Origin of the sequence: Salinivirga sp., from assembly GCF_035268865.1 — a bacterium.
Lineage (GTDB): Bacteria > Bacteroidota > Bacteroidia > Bacteroidales > Salinivirgaceae > Salinivirga.
On record NZ_DATFKB010000104.1, the window covers coordinates 1 to 21119 of the forward strand.

General features: G+C 40.2%; 18 protein-coding genes. 8 read left to right on the forward strand and 10 right to left on the reverse strand.

What is annotated here, in order from left to right; translation table 11 throughout:
• Positions 1–431 (reverse strand): DNA/RNA non-specific endonuclease (locus VJ937_RS06140; protein ID WP_324066011.1); only part of this gene is annotated, 431 nt, incomplete at its 3' end.
• Between the two features lie 84 nt (positions 432–515).
• On the opposite strand from VJ937_RS06140, the gene VJ937_RS06145 reads away from it, so the two are divergent.
• The gene (locus tag VJ937_RS06145) at positions 516–731 is read left to right on the forward strand and encodes a DUF2892 domain-containing protein (protein WP_324066012.1); all 216 of its coding nucleotides are present in this window, start codon (positions 516–518) and stop codon (positions 729–731) included.
• Between the two features lie 24 nt (positions 732–755).
• Here the strand turns inward: VJ937_RS06145 and VJ937_RS06150 are convergent, their stop codons facing one another.
• From VJ937_RS06150 to VJ937_RS06160, 3 genes are all read right to left on the reverse strand, one after another.
• Entirely contained in the window at positions 756–3569 is a 2814-nt protein-coding gene (locus VJ937_RS06150; RefSeq protein WP_324066013.1) for a PAS domain S-box protein, read from the reverse strand.
• A gap of 251 nt (positions 3570–3820) precedes the next feature.
• A complete protein-coding gene (locus VJ937_RS06155; RefSeq protein ID WP_324066014.1) occupies positions 3821–4903 on the reverse strand; it encodes a transporter substrate-binding domain-containing protein in 1083 nt (360 codons plus the stop codon).
• Positions 4904–5000: 97 nt separating this feature from the next.
• Positions 5001–5279, reverse strand: a complete 279-nt coding sequence (locus VJ937_RS06160) for a hypothetical protein (protein WP_324066015.1) — start codon at positions 5277–5279, stop codon at positions 5001–5003.
• Between the two features lie 308 nt (positions 5280–5587).
• Here VJ937_RS06160 and leuS point away from each other — a divergent pair, with 308 nt between their 5' ends.
• The 5 genes from leuS (at position 5588) to VJ937_RS06185 (ending at position 13352) form a co-directional block, all read left to right on the forward strand.
• On the forward strand, positions 5588–8368 hold the full coding sequence (leuS, locus tag VJ937_RS06165; protein WP_324066016.1) for a leucine--tRNA ligase: 2781 nt from the start codon (positions 5588–5590) through the stop codon (positions 8366–8368).
• Positions 8369–8451: 83 nt separating this feature from the next.
• Complete coding sequence (locus VJ937_RS06170; protein ID WP_324066017.1) at positions 8452–9336, forward strand: YitT family protein; 885 nt, start codon at positions 8452–8454, stop codon at positions 9334–9336.
• 33 nt (positions 9337–9369) lie between these two features.
• Positions 9370–10776 (forward strand): peptidoglycan DD-metalloendopeptidase family protein, encoded by a 1407-nt coding sequence (locus VJ937_RS06175; RefSeq protein ID WP_324066018.1) that lies wholly within the window; start codon positions 9370–9372, stop codon positions 10774–10776.
• A 145-nt stretch (positions 10777–10921) separates the two neighbouring features.
• Positions 10922–12418, forward strand: a complete 1497-nt coding sequence (locus VJ937_RS06180; RefSeq protein ID WP_324066019.1) for a serine hydrolase — start codon at positions 10922–10924, stop codon at positions 12416–12418.
• Between the two features lie 67 nt (positions 12419–12485).
• The gene (locus tag VJ937_RS06185; protein ID WP_324066020.1) at positions 12486–13352 is read left to right on the forward strand and encodes a hypothetical protein; all 867 of its coding nucleotides are present in this window, start codon (positions 12486–12488) and stop codon (positions 13350–13352) included.
• Between the two features lie 63 nt (positions 13353–13415).
• Here VJ937_RS06185 and VJ937_RS06190 read toward each other — a convergent pair whose 3' ends face one another.
• On the reverse strand, positions 13416–15056 hold the full coding sequence (locus VJ937_RS06190) for a transglutaminase domain-containing protein (RefSeq protein WP_324066021.1): 1641 nt from the start codon (positions 15054–15056) through the stop codon (positions 13416–13418).
• 345 nt (positions 15057–15401) lie between these two features.
• Here VJ937_RS06190 and VJ937_RS06195 point away from each other — a divergent pair, with 345 nt between their 5' ends.
• A complete protein-coding gene (locus tag VJ937_RS06195; RefSeq protein WP_324066022.1) occupies positions 15402–16337 on the forward strand; it encodes a DMT family transporter in 936 nt (311 codons plus the stop codon).
• On the opposite strand, the gene VJ937_RS06200 is transcribed toward VJ937_RS06195, so the two are convergent.
• From VJ937_RS06200 to VJ937_RS06220, 5 genes are all read right to left on the reverse strand, one after another.
• On the reverse strand, positions 16334–17194 hold the full coding sequence (locus tag VJ937_RS06200) for a hypothetical protein (protein ID WP_324066023.1): 861 nt from the start codon (positions 17192–17194) through the stop codon (positions 16334–16336). The two genes, VJ937_RS06195 and VJ937_RS06200, sit on opposite strands and share 4 nt — an antisense overlap.
• A gap of 49 nt (positions 17195–17243) precedes the next feature.
• The gene (locus VJ937_RS06205; protein ID WP_324066024.1) at positions 17244–17558 is read right to left on the reverse strand and encodes a rhodanese-like domain-containing protein; all 315 of its coding nucleotides are present in this window, start codon (positions 17556–17558) and stop codon (positions 17244–17246) included.
• Between the two features lie 195 nt (positions 17559–17753).
• Positions 17754–18698: a GldL-related protein gene (locus VJ937_RS06210; protein ID WP_324066025.1), complete on the reverse strand. Its 945-nt coding sequence runs from the start codon at positions 18696–18698 to the stop codon at positions 17754–17756.
• Entirely contained in the window at positions 18695–20146 is a 1452-nt protein-coding gene (locus tag VJ937_RS06215; protein ID WP_324066026.1) for a GldL-related protein, read from the reverse strand. The genes VJ937_RS06210 and VJ937_RS06215 overlap by 4 nt, the downstream gene beginning before the upstream one ends.
• On the reverse strand, positions 20140–20490 hold the full coding sequence (locus VJ937_RS06220) for a PadR family transcriptional regulator (protein ID WP_324066027.1): 351 nt from the start codon (positions 20488–20490) through the stop codon (positions 20140–20142). The genes VJ937_RS06215 and VJ937_RS06220 overlap by 7 nt, the downstream gene beginning before the upstream one ends.
• Positions 20491–20738: 248 nt before the next feature.
• On the opposite strand from VJ937_RS06220, the gene VJ937_RS06225 reads away from it, so the two are divergent.
• Positions 20739–21065 (forward strand): HIRAN domain-containing protein, encoded by a 327-nt coding sequence (locus tag VJ937_RS06225; RefSeq protein WP_324066028.1) that lies wholly within the window; start codon positions 20739–20741, stop codon positions 21063–21065.
• Positions 21066–21119: the final 54 nt, after the last annotated feature.

Sequence of the window (21119 nt, forward strand, 5' to 3'; positions counted from 1 at the left end):
ATACCTCTGTTAAACGAAGCATACTGGGGAGACATATTGCTATAGTAAAAGCTTTCTGTCATGGCCTGCTCACTCCAGGTCATATCTGCTGCAGGAGCTAAATGTCCGCGGTCATAACCTGATTTATAATAATCCTCATCCCTTGCTGTGCCTGTTGATACATTGGGATCGGGTTTAAAATTATTGGTACGCTCAACAACCCCATTCAATTCATCGCGTGTGAGCTCATAGGCAACCCAATCGGCCTGTTCGGTTGACTCATTATACTGAAAAGTGTAACCTGAATGCGAAACAACAGACCTCCCTTCAGCTGCAGCTGGTAGCTCAAGATTCCCTGAGCCGGTGTATCCACAAGCTGTATAGAGCAAGCCTAATACTATTATACCCAGCCAAAACCTTATTTTAATAATTTGCAATATAAAATATTTCATTACTTCTAAATTAATGTTCAAAATAAAAATAAACTAAACATACCGATTTATTGTTATTAGTTAAGCACATTAAATCGTAAAATTATGAAAAAAAATATGGGTTCAGCAGACCGGATTATCAGAGTGATAATCGCTGCAATTTTAGTGGCTTTATATTTCATGGAAGTCGTAACCGGAACAATCGGAATTATATTGTTAGTAGTCGCAGGTATTTTCCTGATAACCAGCATTACCGGATTCTGTGGACTTTACCCTCTGTTTGGAATTCGTACATGTCCAAAGGAATCTAAAAATGAGTGATTAATAACCGACAACTCGCAAAAATTATGATACATCTGGCATGGGAATTTCTAAATAAATAGTTGTTCCCTTGCCTATTTCACTATCTGCGTATATTCGACCCTGATGGTAACCAACAAACTCCTTACTCACATTGAGACCCAGGCCTGTCCCCATCTCACCGTCGGTACCGGGTGTAGACGAAACATCTTCAGAGGAGAAAAGATACTGAACTTTTTCTTTATCCATTCCCACGCCATTATCCTGCACCCTTAGTTGCAAGACGTCTCCTATTTTATCGCAAACAATCCTGACAGTCCCACCCGCATTGGTAAACTTAATTGCATTCGAAATGATATTTCGCAGAATAGTACTCATCATATTCTTATCAGCATAGGCTTTCTTGCAGGCTTTTATATCCACCAAAAGGCTGACAGACTTTTTCTGAGCAATATCGTTCTGCATGATCAGCACACTATCAAGCAGGCGGTCGAGATCAATTATCTCAGGATTGAATTTGATGTGACCTGTCTGGGCCCTTGACCAATCGAGCAAATTATTTAACAAGCCAAGCGTATGAATGGCTGAATTATGTGTAAGGCTGGCCATTTCTTCAACAGAGGCTATACCATGTTCAAGACTGGTTTCTTTAAGAAGTTCCGTATAACCCATTATTACATTAAAAGAAGACTTCAGGTCATGGGCCATTATGGAGATAAATTTATCTTTGGTGGCATTAGATTCTTTAAGCTTCTGGTTCTTTTGTTTCAGATTACTGATGTCAGTAAATGTAACCAGCACATGCAAATCATTACTATCACCCAAATCAAATGTATCGGAATGAATTTTCAGCCAGGTGACCCCGTCGGGAAGTCTCACACCCAATATGGAATTATTTCCAGCGCCTTCAGTTTCCAGAACACTTTTCAGAGGGTACTTATCCAGGGAATAGGGTGCTCCATTTTCATAAACAACCATATTTCGAAAATGCGCTATGTCCCTTCCGGTCAAAGGATTGATATTTAGAATCCGCTCAGCTGCATCATTTGATGACACAATTTCTCCTTTTTTATTAATCAGCAGCACGCCCTCTTCCATATTTTGTATCAACTTACGATAGCGTTCTTTACTCTCAAACAGCGCCTTTGCTGCCATTTTTCTATCCTGAATATTTCTTGACACACCCAGGATCTCGTGCTCTCCTTTTTTATTAACTCTCACTGATGTGGAGACTTCAATCCAAACCAGGCTACCATCTTTACATGGTTGCTGAAGTTCTTCGGTTGATTCAATCAATGCCCTGGGATTCTTCTCCAGGGTTTTCAAACCTTCTTCAATGCGCTCCTTCACAAGATCTATGGACTCTGGCGCAAGTGACTCAAAAAGTGTTTGCGCCATAGCCTCTTCAACTGTATACCCCCTCAGTCGCTCTACCGATGGTGAGATATATGTAAACTTCATCTGTGCAAGATTATAAATCCAAATCACATCACTGACATTGGTTGTAATCATCTCATACAGCTCCTGTTGCTCTTGCACCTCTAATTCCAGCTCTTTTCTATCAGAAATATCCCGGACAAAAGTAAACACACGTCTTATATCAGGGTCATGTAAAAAGCTTTGGCCATGGGCTTCCACCCAAATATATCCCTTGGTTTTATGAATATGCCGGTATTCCATCAAATGTGTTTGGTCCTGATTTTCCAGGGCAATCTTCCAATGCTTCAAAACCTCATCAATATCATCGGGATGAATAACCTCATTGAAAGGCCGTTTTAGTTCTTCCGGGGTAAAACCTGTAAGCTTCTCCGCCGCAGGGCTAATAAATAATTGATTACCATTCCCGTCAATTTCTACAAATATATCGGTAGACTTATTTACCAGCAGGCGATAGCGCGATTCCGATAATTTTAGCGCTTCTTCTGCTTTTTTCCGCATGGTAATATCCTGCAAGAACGCCAATACAGCAGGCTGCCCATAATAATTTATGATAGTCCCGTTTACTAAAAGGCATAGATACTCCTGCTTTTGGTTGACAATTCGTATATCAAAACTCTCAATAGTTTTCCCGTTTATAATTTCTTTGTAACGTTTTTTGACTATTGGAACATCTTCAGGAACAATCATTGTGTAGAGTGAATCGGAATAGTCATTTTCCGGATAACCTAATATTTCTTGTGTTGCGATGTTCCCCCATACAATTCGTTCATTTTGTATAACAATTATACCCTCAGTCGTATTATTCAGCACCTTATCATAAAGCTCTTTGTTTCCGCCAATGTGCTTATCCGCATTGTAGCTGGTCAAATGGGTTTGAATTAATCCCCGAAAACTCTCCATTGCACTTTCTGATAAGCTTAACTGCTTTTCAGAGGTTTTACCTGACAGGCTTATTAAACCTACCCAAAAAGCATCTTTTTCTGCTACCCTTGCGCTGTATAACAAAACATCTGATTGCTCATTTTCAAACCATTCCACAAGCGTCTGAAAAGCTTCACACTTCAAACTTCTCAACCCCTCAGCTTTTCTCAGTTCCGGCCTAAAAAAATTTTCCACCACATTATGCCCGAAACAACTTTTACCTTGCAGTTGATGATGGTTAAAACCATTTGTCATTTTTTGGTCATCTGGTAAAAAAGCTTTATCGATTACAAAACCTTCTTTACTGTTAGAGTGGACAATAATGTATGCAGCGCTACTGTCAATAGCCTGAAGCATATTGATCATTGATTCGATAGTGGTTAAAGCTTCAGCAGACAAAAAATGATCATGGCCAACAAGAGAATTTACATCCCGGCCAACAGTATTCTTGCCTCTAATTCTTTGCGCAGTTAAATATGTATCTTTTTCTCTAGCCATCCAGCAGTGGTAACAATCTCATTGCTTAAGCCATAAATTACTGGCTTTGTTGTTTGCAATATAAAAAAAAGGAACCAAAAAACATGATATTTTGTTAAATAGAATCACACAGAACTATTTACGGAAAACAAATAATCTCTCAAAAACACTACAAAACAGAGACTTATAAAACAAACAAAATTCTAATAAAAATCAAACCTCAAGACAAACAGACCTGGATGCTAATAAACAACGATCAAACAAGCGTTGATTTATTCCTGTTCAAGGTTATACTCACTAAGCAATATCCTCCAATCAGTACTTTCGATAACCTTTAGAAGCTCATTGCTTATCAACTCTTTTTTATACTCGGGCATTTGCTCGGTAAAACCAAAAGCATAAAGTTGAGGATTATAGCGAATCGGCAATACATCAAAACGGTCAAGTGAATCTAACCCGGAAATATAAGTAAGCTGTGGAACATCGTGAGATACTGCGTCCACTTCCCCTTTTCCAAGAGCTTTTACACAAGCCTTAAGGCTTTGATAAGGGTATAACTCTTTAAAAAAACGTTGTTCTAAGAACACCTGCGTAGCAGAGTTATCAATTACCGCAATTCTTTTTTCTTTAAAATCTTTTATTTTATTCTGATTCCAGCTAAGTTGATTTACCGTTAGTGAAGATGCAATAGAAGCCGTGAAACCCGAAATAATGATAATGGCAGCAAACATCCATATCAGAGCAATTACTCTACCGCCGCTAGTACGTGGCGATTTATCGCCATATCCTACGGTAGTCATTGTAACGGCCGACCACCAAATACCACTCCACAAGCCTTTGATTCCGGGTTTAAATTCTTCAGGATTTTTGCGATGTTCAAAAATCCAGGCCAGTGTGCCAAAAATAAAAACCACTAGAAACAATGCGCCTATAGCCCTCAAGAAATTCAGTGAAAAAAATGAACTGATAAATTGCAATCCCTTCTCGAAAGAGCTCACAGAATGCACCATTACCGATGAATTCGAAATATAATAAGGAGCCGAAAAATCCATTACTTCACTTCGTATACTATTAATCGTAAGTGGATTTAAAGTCATATCTATTTCGTCTTGCGCCAGGCCTTTAACTACCTCATCAAGCGTCATTTTTTTTAATTTGTAAGGATATCCGGTCTCCCGCTGAATACCTTCCCATAACCAAATACTGATACCATCCAGTTTGTCGCCGTTTTCAATAATAAATGGGGCTGACGGGTAATAGCCTATCACCAGCGTATCATTGGATTTATCTGTTGTGGCTGAAACCAAGTTGACACTCGCCAGTATGATTAGAATTGTAGAAATAATTTTCTTCATGACTATTGATTGAGTTATTTATGGATAAAATTGACACAAAAAAACAAATTAACCTGTAAAAATCCTACAAGTTTGCCAATGTTAAGTGTTAGAAAAACTATACCTCAACAATGTAGTTATCCAAAACATTGACCTGCACCTCTTCAGGCCGATCACTCACCAGATCATAATCCATTACTACATTATTTCTAACCCTGAGATGTGCCACAGGATAAGCCTTTACAGTGACTTCATCGGGCACAGTCTCGTTAGCATAACGGTCTTTTACACGTTTCATATTCTCCACTTCATCTTTATGAACCGCATAAACACGATCTTCATCTGTTAGATCCCTGAAAATCGTATAATCATCAGTAGTTCTAAGTTGTTTCCCCATATCACCAATTTTATTGAAGGGCAGTTAAACATCTATCTTGTCATAGATACGAAAAATTCAGCAGAAAAACAACAACATCGATTAATCAAAAAGATGACGATAATTAAAAACTACATACCAGTCCATTGTAAATAAATTAAAACGCCATTAAAGAACCCCGAATATTTTTACAATTCTCCTGTTTTACAATCTACCCCAAATAGAAACCTGTCCTACAATATTTTATACTATTGCATTTCACGAAACATCTTCTTTGTATATCAAACGAATATTTATAATTTTGCCGCGTTAAAATTTAATTCAATCAAATGGAATACTCTTTTAATAAGATAGAGCCTAAATGGCAGGATTACTGGCGTAACCACAACACCTACAAGGTTGAAGTTGACAAAAGTAAACCTAAGTTTTACGTGCTCGATATGTTCCCCTATCCATCAGGAGCCGGACTACATGTGGGGCATCCTTTGGGATATATCGCATCTGACATTTATGCCCGCTTTAAAAGGCAAAAAGGATTCAATGTATTGCATCCAATGGGCTACGATGCTTATGGTTTGCCGGCAGAACAATATGCCATCCAAACCGGACAACATCCTGCCATCACAACCGAAAACAACATTAAGCGGTACCGTGAGCAACTTGACAAAATAGGTTTTTCATTTGATTGGAATCGTGAAGTGCGCACCTGTGATCCCGATTATTACAAATGGACACAATGGGCATTTATACAAATGTTTCAACATTGGTTCAACGAACAAACCCAAAAAGCTGAACCAATAGAAACACTTATCGCAGAATTTAATGAGTCTGGCAACCACAAAGTTAAAGCCTCAGCTTCTCCCGTCGATAGTTTTACGGCTGAAAAGTGGAAAGCCATGACTGAAAAGGAGCAGCAAGAAATTTTATTAAGTTACAGAATAGCCTACCTGGCAGACACCGTGGTAAACTGGTGCCCTGAGCTCGGTACTGTTTTAGCCAACGACGAAGTTAAAGATGGTGTATCGGTACGTGGCGGACATCCGGTAGTGCAAAAAACCATGCGCCAGTGGTCATTAAGAGTCTCTGCATATGCAGAACGATTATTACAGGGACTGGAAAAAGTTGACTGGAGCGACTCTTTAAAAGAGATTCAACGCAATTGGATCGGCAAAAGTACGGGTGCAGCAGTAGACTTCAAAATAGATGGGCACGACCATAGTTTGGAAATTTTCACCACCCGCCCCGATACACTTTACGGAGCAACATTTATGGTATTGGCTCCTGAACACGAATTGGTGCGTGAAATAGCTACTTCAGATAAAAAACAGGAAGTAGAAGATTACATAAAATGGGCGCTTAACCGCAATGAACGTGAGCGCATTGCCGATTCAAAAAGCATCACCGGAGTATTCACTGGTGCCTACGGTATTAACCCACTTACGAATGAAAAAATTCCGATCTGGATCGCTGATTACGTTTTGATGGGATATGGTACAGGAGCCATAATGGCTGTACCGGCACACGACAGCCGCGACTTTGCATTTGCCAAACACTTCGGACTATCGATTAAACAGGTTGTGGTAGGCCATAACGACAGTGAATCGGACCCGGCAAACTGGGATGACTCCTATGATGCCAAAGAGGGTAAACTCATCAATTCAGACATCATCAACGGGCTTGATGTACCTGAAGCAATCACTAAAATAACTGATCACATACAAAGATCCGGAATTGGCAAGAAGCAAACCAATTACAAACTGCGCGATGCAATTTTCAGCCGCCAGCGCTACTGGGGAGAACCATTCCCGGTGTACTACAAGAACGACATGCCCTATGTACTCGAAGAAGATAAACTCCCGCTGGAGCTTCCGGAAGTAGACAAATACCTGCCAACAGAAGATGGTCAGCCACCTTTGGGCAGGGCACAAAACTGGACCACAGAAGAAGGATACCCGCTTGAACTCAATACAATGCCAGGCTTTGCAGGCTCATCGGCTTATTACATCCGTTACATGGACCCACACAACAACGAAGCCCTTGTTTCGAAAGAAGCAAACAGCTACTGGCAGGATGTAGATTTGTATATCGGCGGAACAGAGCATGCTACAGGCCACCTGATTTATTCACGTTTCTGGAACAAGTTCCTTTACGACATTGGTATTGTCGAGAAAGAGGAACCTTACAAGAAACTCATCAACCAGGGAATGATTCAGGGACGCTCAAACTTTGTTTATCGCATAAAAGGCGAAAACAAGTTTGTATCATACAGCCTTCGAAAACAATATGATGTAACACCAATTCACGTAGATGTAAACATTGTGGATAATGATGTGCTTGACGTGGATGCATTTCGCAAATGGCGACCCGAGTTCAAAGATGCAGAATTCATCCTCGAAGATGGTAAATATGTTTGCGGCTATGCGGTAGAAAAGATGTCGAAATCGATGTTTAACGTGGTGAACCCCGACGATATTATCGCCCATTATGGCGCAGACACCCTGCGCCTTTACGAAATGTTCCTTGGACCTGTTGAACAAAGCAAACCCTGGGATACAAAAGGTATTGACGGAGTGCATCGCTTCCTGAAAAAATTCTGGCGCCTATATTTTGAAGGAGACAAACTCCTGTTAAACGATGAGGCTCCAAATGAAAAAGAGCTGAAAATACTGCACAAAACCATTCATAAAATCGAACACGACATAGAGCGGTTTTCTTACAATACGGCCATTAGTGCATTTATGATATGTGTAAACGATTTGGCAGACCTAAAGTGTCACAAACGTGCAATACTTGAGCCACTAACCGTTATGCTCAGTCCGTTTGCGCCGCATATAGCTGAAGAGTTATGGCAAATCAGTGGCCATAACAGTACCATTGTGGATGCTAAGTTTCCCGCATACGATGAGCAATACCTAAAAGAGGACGAAATTGAGTACCCGGTCTCTTTTAACGGCAAAACCAGGTTTAAACTGAGCTTACCTGCCGACGCCAGCAAAGATGAAATCGAAAAAACAGTACTCGACCACGATAAATCGCAAAAATACCTCGATGGTAAAACACCCAGGAAAGTTATTATTGTGCCCAAAAGAATCATCAATATTGTAGTTTAACATTTCATTTGAAAAACAAAGTCATAAATCACTTGTTAATCAGCAAGGTTTTATGACTTTTGCACTATAAAAAAGAGAGCAATATGTTCAGGGCGTTCCCATTACGAACTACAAAGCAGGATGTATTAAAAGAAATGCGCAGATGGGTGATCATGACCTTTGGCCTTTTCATTAATGCCTTTGCATGGACTGCATTCCTTATTCCATCCAAGATTATTGGTGGTGGATTGAGCGGTATTTCCACAATCATCTTTTACATGACAGGGATACCAGTAGGTGTGGTTTATTTAATCATCAACATTCTGCTGGTTTTAATTGCCATCAGAATTCTGGGAGCAAGTTTTGGTGTAAAAACCATATTTAGTGTACTGGTATTGGGTGGATTTCTTTCGCTTTTGCAAGGACTTATTAAAGAGCCCCTTGTAGATGACATTTTTCTTTCGGCAGTACTTGGCGGACTTTTGGCTGGTGCCGGAATCGGAATTGTTTTTAACCAGGGCGGAAGCACTGGTGGAACTGACATTTTTGCCATGATTATTAACAAATACCGGAACATTAGCCCCGGCAGACTAATTTTATATTTCGACGTTGTCATTATCTCTTCCAGTTATTTTGTATTCGATTCTGTCGAACGTTTGGTTTATGGATTTGTGACAATGGCAATTGTGGCCTGGTCTATAGACATGATTATGGCCGGTAACCGACAATCGACACAAATTTTCATCTTTTCAAAATATTACGAAGAAATATCAAAAGAACTTAACGAACACATCAACCGTGGCATGACACTACTTGATGCGCAGGGATGGTATTCACGCGAACCCGGCAAAATTGTACTGGTTGTGACACGGAAGCATGAAATGCCTCACGTACTCAGAATTATAAAATCCATTGATCCTGATGCCTTTATTTCTGTTGCATCTGTAATGGGAACTTATGGCAAAGGATTTGAAAACATACGTGGATAATAAGCAGTTTCAAGAGGTTCAAAATCAAACTATATGAGAAAAAATTTACTCAAGTACATAATTTTTGTTTTACTGGGCGGAGGCATAATTACGCTCCTTATTTCAAGCATGCCCTTTCAGGCCCAGCCCAACCAGAAGGAGAGCAAAGTGCTCCCTGTGCCACCGGAACCAGAGCCTGTGATTAAATATGGCATACCGGTCGATTCATTTACGGTTGTAAAGGGCAGAATCAGGAGAAATGAAAATTTGTCAGAAATTTTGTCAGATTATAAAGTTTCGCCCCAGGCCATTGAACAAATCGCACATGAGAAAGAAGTATTCGATGTACGAAGAATAAGGCACGGAAAAAATTACAGCGTATTTTGTAGCGAGGACACTTCGGCACAATACTTTGTTTATGAGCACACGCCAATCGATTACATAAAAATTGACCTCAGTGATTCAGTGAAGGTATCGAAAGGCAAAAAGGAAGTTACTACTGTGCGTCGCATTGCGAGTGGTTTCATTGAAAGCAACCTGTGGAATGCAATGCTAGAATACGATATTGACCCCATGATGTCAATAGAATTATCTGAGATTTATGCATGGAGCATCGACTTTTTCGGGTTGAAAAAAGGCGATCACTTTTCTGTGATATATGAAGAAGAGTATGTCGATACGGTGCGCGTGGGAATTGGTAAAATTCACTCAGCTCTGTTCAACCACCGAAACAAAGATTTCTATGCCATCTCTTTCAATCAAGATAGCATAGAGAGTTATTTTGACTCTACCGGTCAGTCGTTACGTCGTACTTTTCTGAAAGCTCCACTGCGCTACAGTCGTATATCATCTGGCTTCAGCTACAGAAGGCTGCATCCGGTACTGAAAATTTACAGGCCACACACAGGTATCGATTACGCAGCACCAACAGGAACTCCTGTGCATACCGTCGGTGATGGTGTTGTTGTAAAAAAGAAATATACAAGACAAGGCGGCAGAGTTGTTAAAATTAAGCACAATAGTGTTTATACAACAGCTTATCTGCACCTTTCTCGTTATGGAAAAGGAATTAAGGTTGGATCACACGTGAAGCAAGGCGAAGTAATTGGATATGTTGGCGCGAGTGGATTGGCCACGGGACCACACCTCGATTTCAGGTTCTGGAAAAACGGGCAGCCCATCAACCCACTCAAGGTAGAATCGCCTCCTGTTGAGCCGGTTAAAAAGGTTAACCTGGAAGAATACAAGCGTATTAGAGACAAAATGATTGAAGAGCTGAAAGAAGCAGATGAAAAGCTCCACCACAGCAACCCCATATTGGCCGAACACATTAAAAAGAAAAGAGCAAAAGACGACGAAGTTATGGACCTGATTGCCCGTTACGAGTACCGCCGCAAAGATATTGACTACCCAAAAGACAGCTATTCATTGCCGGGCAATGATGAATGGACTTTACAATAAAATCAATTTGCAACATTTCATTTAAAGAAGGATTATTCAATTAATCCTTCTTTTTTTTTTACCTCAACGCATGAATAATCTACCGCTGCTATCAGATTATTTTTACAGGAAATATTTTAACCATATCTTAGGAAAAAATTCAGCTATGAAGTTTTTCCTGACACTTTCGCTGGTGGTGTGCGTTTTCGCTCAACATCAAGCACAAAACTACCAAGAAACACTTGAAAACATTGCAGAGGAGCAGCAGTTAATTGGCATGTCGGTTATTGTGATGTGCAACGGAGCAATCAGCGACCGCTTTTATTACGGGCTAGCAGATATTGACCGGGAAATAGCAGTTACCGACCAAACATATTTTCGCATTGCATCCATCTCAAAAACTGTAACAGCATCGGCTTTAATGAAACTTTTTGAAAATGATAATTTTGCTTTAGAGGACAACATTAATAACTACCTTGACTTTAATATCCAAAACCCTAATTATCCCGATGACAGCATAACTTTTGGCATGCTGCTCTCCCATACATCAGGTTTAGTTGATGGTTCAGGCTATAGCAGCTTTTTATCATCCACATACAATGAAACACCCCCTCCCCACATCTCTGAATTACTGACAATTGGTGGTTCTTACTATACGAACGACATGTGGCTTAATGCCGTCCCCGGCACCTACTTTTCCTACAGCAACATTAACTTTGGCCTTATAGCCACGCTCATTGAGCAAATCTCGGGTCAACGCTTCGACCGTTTTGTTCGCGACTCAATTTTAACGCCGCTTAACATAAGCGGAAGTTTCAATATTGACCACCTCCCCGATATTAATCGCGTGGCTGTTTTGTACAGAAACGCTGTTCCGCAGGCAGATCATTACCAGGGCACACCACCTGAACCATTTGATAGCACCTCCTATACAATTGGCTCCAATGGACTCGTGTTTGCCCCACAAGGCGGACTGCGCATTACAGCCGAAGAGTTGATGCATTTTATGTCTATGCATGCCAATGAAGGCCAATGGGAAAATATAGAAATTTTGCAAAAAGCAACCATTGATTTGATGCATAAACCTACCTGGACCTACAACGGCTCAAACGGCAACAATTATTACAATCTTTTTAACCAATGGGGTCTCGGCATGCAAATTACTACCAATACAGCCAATGGAGACATTGTACTACCAGAAACAACCATGATAGGTCATCCGGGCGAGGCATACGGACTGATAAGCGATATGTACTTCGAAAAAGCAAAGCAATTTGGAATTATTTTCCTCACAAATGGCTACTACAGCGGAGGATATAATTTCGGAGATTCCACAGCCTTTTATGTGCCGGAGGAGCAGGTTTTCGGCACTGTAGCCGAATACCAATTCCCTATATGTGACACAACCACAAGTGCAGCTGCTATGCTCAACAATAAAATCGAAGATCCGTTTTTTGTAAATCAACAGTCTCAGACAATACATTTCAAGGTAAACAACCCCACAGGCATGATTTATATTTACAGCCTTGGTGGAAATATTGTGCACAAAGGCCAAATAAACAAAAAACAACAGCCTTTGCCTGAATTACCAGCCGGATTGTACATTATACACTGGAAAAACGGCACACATAGTTTTACTCAAAAATTTATTGAGTCGCATTAATTTAACAATGATTTGTGAGTGTGGTGAAATATTGTATTTTTGAGACTGAAAACAAAACAACACGCAAATGAAAACTTATTTTACCACCCTCCTTTTCTTAATAATATCGCTGGGTTTACTATCGCAAGACCTCATTGTAACAGAAAACAATGACTCCATTAAATGCAACATCAACCAGGAAGGATTTGAACAAATAGCCTTCACTTATGCATCAAATAAAGTGGTAAGAGACAGCGTACTACCCAAGAGCAAAATCAAAACGTTTGAACTGGGCTATTACCACAACATCGCAAGTGCGAACACCAAAACAAATAAAGATACCGTAAAATTCACTGCCCGCTTTTACGGCGGTATATCTCGTCAAACAAGTGAGGTAAGTGAATATACACCTGATGAGTTCAAATCGTATGTCGAAGAGCTGAAAAAGGGCTACCATTTGGGAGGCGATATTGGTATATTCTTTTCAGAAAATGCAGGCATTGGGATTCATGCCAGCCGTTTCCAGAGCTCAAACAGCATGGATGGTGTTGAATTAAGTATAGAAGACGTTGGCACGTTTTACGGTACCATGAGTGATCACATTACCATTTTATATTTAGGCCCACAATTTTACATCAAAAGCAAATACGAACAAGTTTGGGCAATAGTGTCTGGTGGTTTCGGGTATACTTCATATGAAGATATAGCAAAGGTTGATACATTTGAACTAACTACCACAGGCGAAAACATAGGATTTAATTTAAGCCTTGGGCTGGACATAGAGCTACTCGAAAACCTGTTCCTGGGGGCACATATCGGGTTTGTGGGTGGCACCATAAGCTCCGTTGAGATAGAAAGCAATGAATACACAGACAGTTACACCTTTGAAGAAGACGAAGAAAAAATCGGCCTCAGCCGCATTGACTTCTCTGCGGGACTTCGAATAATTTTATAAAAAATGCCCCACCCCGGGCACAATAAAGCTCAAAAAGGATGGGGCAACCCCTAATTTCTGTTTTTATTCTGATACGGGCTTCCAATCAGCATAATGATCGGTCACCACATAAGTTTTAGGCTCTGTTTTCCAGAAAGCGTTGGAGTTATAGGTCCATTCCATGGTTTCTGAGCCACCTCCACTTTGTGTGGTAATAACAAATCTGTTGGCCAGGTAACCGAACGAACTGGCCTGATCGCGTAATAATTTCTTATCACCACGACTGGCATCAACCGGAATCCAACCGTACCCTGGCAAATAAATTTCTGCCCAACGGTGGAATACATCATCCATACTGGAGTCATCGCCGCGTATTACGACAGACCCGACATAACGAGCCGGAATTCCTGCTGCGCGGCACATGGCAATGTAAGTAAAAGTATACTCAGAGCATGAACCATTTCCACGTTCGAGTACAGCAGGAGCTGTATTCCATCCACCTACCATTTCATAGTACATATGGTCAATCAAATAATTAAAAAGCCTGCGCGCCATCCAATAAGGGTTTGTTTCGCCCTGAAGGGCAGTTTCAAGCGCCCTGGTTATGATGGGATGGTCGAACTGATACTTTTCATTATTGGCAAGATATCGATTACGTATGTCTTCGGGCACATCTTCCAAATCACCCACATTGGCAGGGTCAATAAAGTAACGCACCTCGTACAATGTAGCATCAACCGTCATTTGCGCTTTAAAACGCGAACCAGGTTCAATATTTTGTTGCTCATAATGAGCTGTTTTTTGCCCCCAGTGATCCTCAGGTTTATCGGTCATACCATCTGAGTAGTCTATTTCACCTTCAATATCCTGATTCGGGCGATCAGTGGGTATTGCAAGATGTATATCGAGATCAGTAAGCATACCTGGCCCAAAATTGGTTGCCTCGTGTGTATGTGTTACACGCACTTTTTTCGGGTTGTATCTTCTGTAACGGTCTTTATCTGATTTTATGAGTTTAAATATTTTATCTGCTTCAGAATCTGCTGCCCATAAGTGTCCGTTGGCAACGGCAAGGCCATGTGTATAATGTCCCGGAGCCTCCAGAATTTGTATGACAGATCCGTCGCGGGGCGAAACCATATAAATTTCATCACGGTAGCGATCAGAAATCCAAAGATACTTTCCATCGAAGGTCATCCCGTTCGGATTGAGGGTAGGCGACGGAAAAGATTTTATGGTGGTTCCATCATTGGCATTGACCTGCTCAATTACATTAAGTCCATCATCGGCCACCCAGAGGTAGCGACCGTCCCATGCCAGCCCCTGTGCCTTGCTAACGGAAAGTTTAACAGTGCGCAGTACTTCACCGCTTTTCGGGTCGATACGATAAGCAACTCCATGATAGTTTTCACTAAGCGGAAGTCCTCCTTTTACATCGACATTCCAAAGCGCCTCACCATCCCATGTCATGCCCATCGGCCAGTAGGCCGGAGATTCAAGCTCTTTTTTTACTTTTCCGTTATCCGGATTAAGGCCATAAAGCTTTTTTGCTGCACGATCGGCCACCCATAATAATTCTCCATCGAAGGTTAGTCCCGTTGCTATGTTTCCGGGCGTTTTATAAGAGCTGACGATTTTACCCGGCCAGGCTTTAGTTTCCTGTGCACTTATCGAAAAAAACACGATAAGTGTAAAAGTCCATATCCATTTGTATTGAAATTGCATAATATAATTTTTTAGGTTCCACTACAATTTATCAAATTCCAGGTAATTTATGAAAAAAGCTGTTTCAATGCCAGTTCAGCCAAAAAATTGCACGCTGGTGAACAGCCCACTTTTTTCTAACTCATGAGCTTATCTTGAAACCAGGAAAAATTCAACACAAAAAAGTTTATCCATAGAAATTGTGATGCATTATACTTTGTGAATGATGGTTGATGCTACTAATGAATAACGTCGTATGGGAAAAACATTGAATGTTCGAAATGGTACAATAATGAGCAAAAATCAGCATTCTAAACCAAAGTGGATCAGAAATAATTAACTTCGAACTTTAAATTTAAATAATCCATGTATCTCGAAAAACGCTGGGGACAATACGCAACACTAATTTTACTGGCTTTTGTATGGGGCAGTTCATTCATTTTAATGAAAATTGGTCTTAAAAGCTTTACCAGTCCGCAAGCTGCGGCCATTCGCATAGTGAGTGCTTCGTTGGCATTGCTACCCTTATCGCTCCGACACATCAAACAACTCAAACGCAAAGACCTGAAAAGCTTACTAATAGCTGGATTTATTGGTAGTTTCATACCTGCATTTTTGTTTACAAAAGCCCAAACCCGCATAGACAGTTCCATGGCAGGAATGCTTAACTCGCTCACTCCAATGTTCACTTTGTTCATCGGGCTGGCATTTTATAAAATTAAAATCCTGAGGATGCAGGTGATAGGATTAATACTCGGACTTATGGGAGCTGCCGGACTTATTGCTACCGGAGAAGACCTGGACCTCAGCAACATTAACAGCTATGCATTTTTTGTAGTCCTTGCCACCATATGCTATGGCACCAACATGAATGAGATAAAGGCACGTCTATCGCACCTCTCAGGCATACAAATCACAAGTTTATCATTTATGTTTTTGTTGCCCGTTGCACTGGGATATCTGCTCACAACAGATATTCGCACAGCTATTACGCATGAAGGTTGGGGTTACCATTTGATGGCTCTGATGGTTTTAGGTGTAATTGGCACAGCGCTGGCCATGCTACTCATGAACAGCTTAATTCGACATGTACCTCCTGTGTTTGCCTCATCTGTAACTTACATTATTCCTGTATTTGCCATTGGATGGGGCGTAGTTGACGGTGAAGTTATTTTGCCTGTGCACCTACTGTTTATGGCGCTGATCCTGCTCGGAGTTTATATCATCAACAGCAAAGGTAAGTTTCGAATTATAGGACATTTCAGAATGCTTAAGCGTAAAAACAGTAACCGCAAATTTTAATGGCTATTATAAAATAACAATGGAAGATTGGTCTTTTCGATCAAATCTTTCAATAAATCCTTTTTAAACAAGCGTTCGAATATACTTTTCTCCTTTTTTAGAAGTAATAACAGATCGGGCCTCGTCTTCTTCACATATTCAATCAATGTTTTATTGTAGTCAACACCTTCCAGTTCTTTTGCTTCCAGTGTGGAAGCTGTAAAAATATCGCGGGCACTCTCAATCCAGCTTGCGGTTTTTTTATCCAGCTCTCCTGAAGTTTTTTTCACTACATCCACTGCTTCTATCCGTGAATTAAAATGCTTCAGGATGAAAGATATTTTCGGATATTGTGGCGAATCGAGTTCTAAAAACTCAGCTGGCAACATCATATGATTAAAAGATTGGAATTGGTGTCCTGACGGCACAATTAACCATGGTGCAGGAATAATCTTCATAAGATCGAAAAGCTCACTCTGCGATGACAATACATTATTATCAAGTTCTGAATTTACCATAATCAGGCCGGTATCTTCATCCTGCCCAATTTTGCGCAATTTTGCATTTATTGCCCCTTCTTCAACTACACTGTTTATTTTCAGGGGATAGTCTAACCGGCTTCCTTCACCACTAATCAAGTTATCTAAAGCCGACTGATTTTCATTTATCTCACGTTGTATAATTTCATCAGGTGTCATTTTTCGACCAGGGGTGATGGTCTGAGAATCGGAGTAGGTACTGGCTACTCCGTGTTCTGCTCGTGGATCGACCATATGAATAATGTCCACCTCCCATTCAAGGTAGCGTGCCAGCTTGAGTCCATAAACAATGATGTTTTCTTTTCCTTTTTTTATGTCGCTGATAATCTTTAACTTCATTCGTATCTTTTTTTTTAATTATTACGTAATTCCAAATACAACTTAACTGTTACGCCATTGGTAATCCTGCATCTTTCCAGTCTTGCTTACCCCCCTGGTAGTCATACACATTTTCAAATCCCATTTCGATTAACTTTTTAGCCGCAGCCGGACTGGCGCCACAATCAAAATTCGAGCAATAAACTGCTATGGGTTCATCCTTATTAAAACGTGCTTTAGCTTTGTGCCCTATTTCTTCCAATGGGATATTAACAGCACCTTTTATGTGCTCTTTTTCATAACTCTCATTGCTCAACACTTCGATTAAAGTAATTGCATTTTGGTCTAATTTCTTTTTAAGATTTTCTTTATCTATAGTCTTCATAGCTTTAAATTTTTGATTCACAACAATTAACACACTCTGTAAAGTCCAACAAGATTCCACGAGGCATTGTTTTGATATTATTTTAAAGATTTTGTGCCCCCCATCTATAAAAAATTGGCATCTGCATAAAAAAAAGCAACCCGGTGAATTACCGGGTTACCTGAGCCTAATAAATGCAATAAGGTGCGAGGCTATTTATTCAGGGGGTTTTATAGACCTGTGTTTTAGAAAAACATATTTCTGAAGCTCTAATTGCGAAGTCATAAAAGTCAGGTTAGTTAAGGTCCACAATTTTGGGTTGGGGAAAAGCATTTTATACACATAATCTGAAACCTTGCTCCGATCCCCTTCCGATAAAAACTGTTGACTTTCCTGAGGTAATGCGGCAAGATAGCAGGCCATTATGTTTTCTTTAAGTTCTGTAACGTATTTCTCAGCCGAAATCAATCGGGAATATGATGCACTGAAACTGGTTTTATTAGTAAGATTTTCAAATCCAGCTCCCGCAGACTGGCTCATAAAACGTTTATCATCTGTATTTAAAAGCTGAGACCTAACCTGCCTAATGGACTGTTCAGCAAATCCGAAGCGCTGAGTCTCCTTTTCATCAACATCCGTATATTGCAATTGATTTATTGACTCTATAAATTCCTGGTGTGCCTGAAACTCTTTCTCCAAAGAAATATTTTCCTCAATTAAATCTTTCGAAAAATCAACAACAAGAAAAGCATTGCTAATACCCAAATAAGCCATAAAAAACAGAATAATAATGGTTTGTTGCAGTGTAATAAGCTTATATTTCCTTGTATACCACAACAGCGTGGGTATAAACACCACAAAAGGAAATGGAAAAGCAATAAGCATAAGTATGTCTGTTCCCTGCCAGCCCATCACTTTAAACAGAACAGCAACAAAGTGAATTAAAACTGTAAGCAACACAACACTATGAAAAACTACGGTAGGCGGCTTAACTGCTTTATAATTATTGACAAGGGCAAGCGGAACAAAAACAAGAGCAAGTAATACAAGGCCTGCAACGAGTGCAAAACCTGCTCCGGGCCAATGAAGTGCTTTGGCCAGTGAGCCTGCTCCAACAAAAATGATGGAGAGTATACCTATAATTTGAGTTGTTTTTTTCATGACGACTGTTTTTGAGGTGAAACATCTTCTGCAACAGCATGTGCATCAATATCAAGTATTACTGACTGATAGGCAGACTCCAGCATTAGCAATTTTTGTTGTAAAAGTGTGAGATACTCAAGCGTGTATGCCAACGAATTAGAAAAGTGGTGCGATGGCCAGGTATCTTCTGCAACATCATTATAAAATTCTTCCAGTATGGGATTCAGATCGTGCGCAGGCAAAAGTGCATCCATTTCTCTCAAATACTGTTTAAGTTCATCCTGAAGGACGTAACCTTCACCACTACCGGCATCCTTGTCCAGCATGTATTTTCTTACCAAATCATGGCTAAAGGGTGTTTTCAAATAATGCAAAAACGGCTTTGAGTTTAAACCCGCCTCGGGCCTTACGCCTGAGTCAAACATTACAAGGTCGCTCTTAAGCCCATCAATTGTCTCTAAAACAGAGGCTGTACCAGCATGTAATTTTTGAGCTTTCGTGGCATCTGAGAATTGGTTTTTCTCAAGAAATAAACTATTTGATTCTTTCAATAATTTATTCCCATGCAACAGTTCACTGAATTGTCCATTGTAGCTTTGACTTAAATTCCGGGAAACCTTGACAGAAATGAGGTTTACAGATAAAACAAGCCAGGCCACCCCCAGCATCAACATAATAAACCGGCCAGTGATATACGTCTTGCTTTTCAAAATATGCGTACCGTAAAGCGGCACAGCAATAAGAAACAAAAAAACATTACCTACCACCAAAAACATGGCCGCACCGGGCCAGTGCATAAGTTTGAAAAGATAACCAGCAGCAAGAATACCAGCAGCAAAAAAAGCAATAATTATGGATACTTTATGAAGCCGATCGCTGACATTACGTATGCTTTGTGCAAGTAAGGCAGGCAAAAACAATACAATCAGCATAAATTCACCTACTACGAGTAAAATCCCTGATGCCGGCCAATGCTGAACTTTAAACAGCACACCAAGCGCGAAAGCAAAAGCAGCAATAAATCCGGTAAGGTAAGTCAGCACATTTTTATTACTTCGGGTCTCTTTGTAGAGCACGTATACCGAAGTAGGCAGAAAAACCAGGCACAGAGTTAAAAACCCCAGTACTAACAACACACTGGCACCGGGCCAGTGGAAGACTTTAAACAGGGAGCCAAATCCCATTAAAACCGGCGCAATGAGTCCGGTTGCTTTCATTGTGTTTTTCATAATTCTATAAGTTTTATCGATTAAATAAAAGGTATCGTCCTGGATCTTTTTCAGCCCCCTGTAGCCGATCCTTTGCTGCACCATTTTATATGCATCATTAAACTTATAGCCCTGTTCCATTTCGCTTTCCACATCGCAACAGATATGGTCAACCAAATCTTCCTTCAGATGCGAATAGAAGATTCTTGCTTGCACAACATCCTTTTCAATTACACTGATATGTGCCTCGGTTAACATAACGAATTATTGAGTCCGTAATCAGGTTTCAGGATATTCGAAAGTGTATCCACAAATTCCTGCAGCTCTTTAATCTTTTCCATTGCAGAGTTATGCCCTTTCTCAGTGAGTTTGTAATACACACGCGTACGATTATTGACAGTCTCCTTGTCGGTTGTCACTACACCATCGTTCTCAAGCTTGTGCAAAATAGGATAAAGTGCCCCGTATGTAAGCTGCACCTTACCTGATGTAATTTCTTTTACTTTTTGGGTGATCTCATAACCATACATTCGGCCATTTTCCTTTAATAGTTTTAAAATGATCGATTTTATGGACCCCTTTAATAGCTCTTTTGATATCATGATTTATTTATATATAAGATTCTATTATATTGCTAAATTAGTATATAAAATTTTAAAAGTCAAGTTTTTTTGCTTTGTAACTAAAAATATTGTGATTAAACTTAAAATCCAATCGGCTAATACGCTCAATAACATAATATTACGAGCATTACACAAAAACACTTTCCCAAAAATTATTTTTTTCACTTACAACCGACACTAATTGTCGGACTTCCTCCGTAACCTTGAAAAAGAAAAACACATACATTATGGAGAAAAAAAGTAATTTACTGACCAGTTTTCAAATTGCCGGATTCACTTATTACGAAGGCGCACTGGCTTTTAAGCATCTTACAATCGGGAAAAAGCTTAAACTGATAGCCGAACCCGAAAATCGGCACGACGATCATGCAGTAGCGCTTTACATGGAAAACTTCAAACTGGGCTATGTGCCGCGTGGCGACAATAAAGCTGTAGCCTTGTTGCTCAATAACGGATACGACGCATTTGAAGCGTTGGTACAACAAATCAATCCTGAAGAGCATCCTGAAGCACAAGTACGGGTAGCTGTTTTGGTGAAACCACAAAATTCCTAAGTAATTTTGCAACAGCCAATGCAAAATGTTACATTTGAGTATTATTACCATACA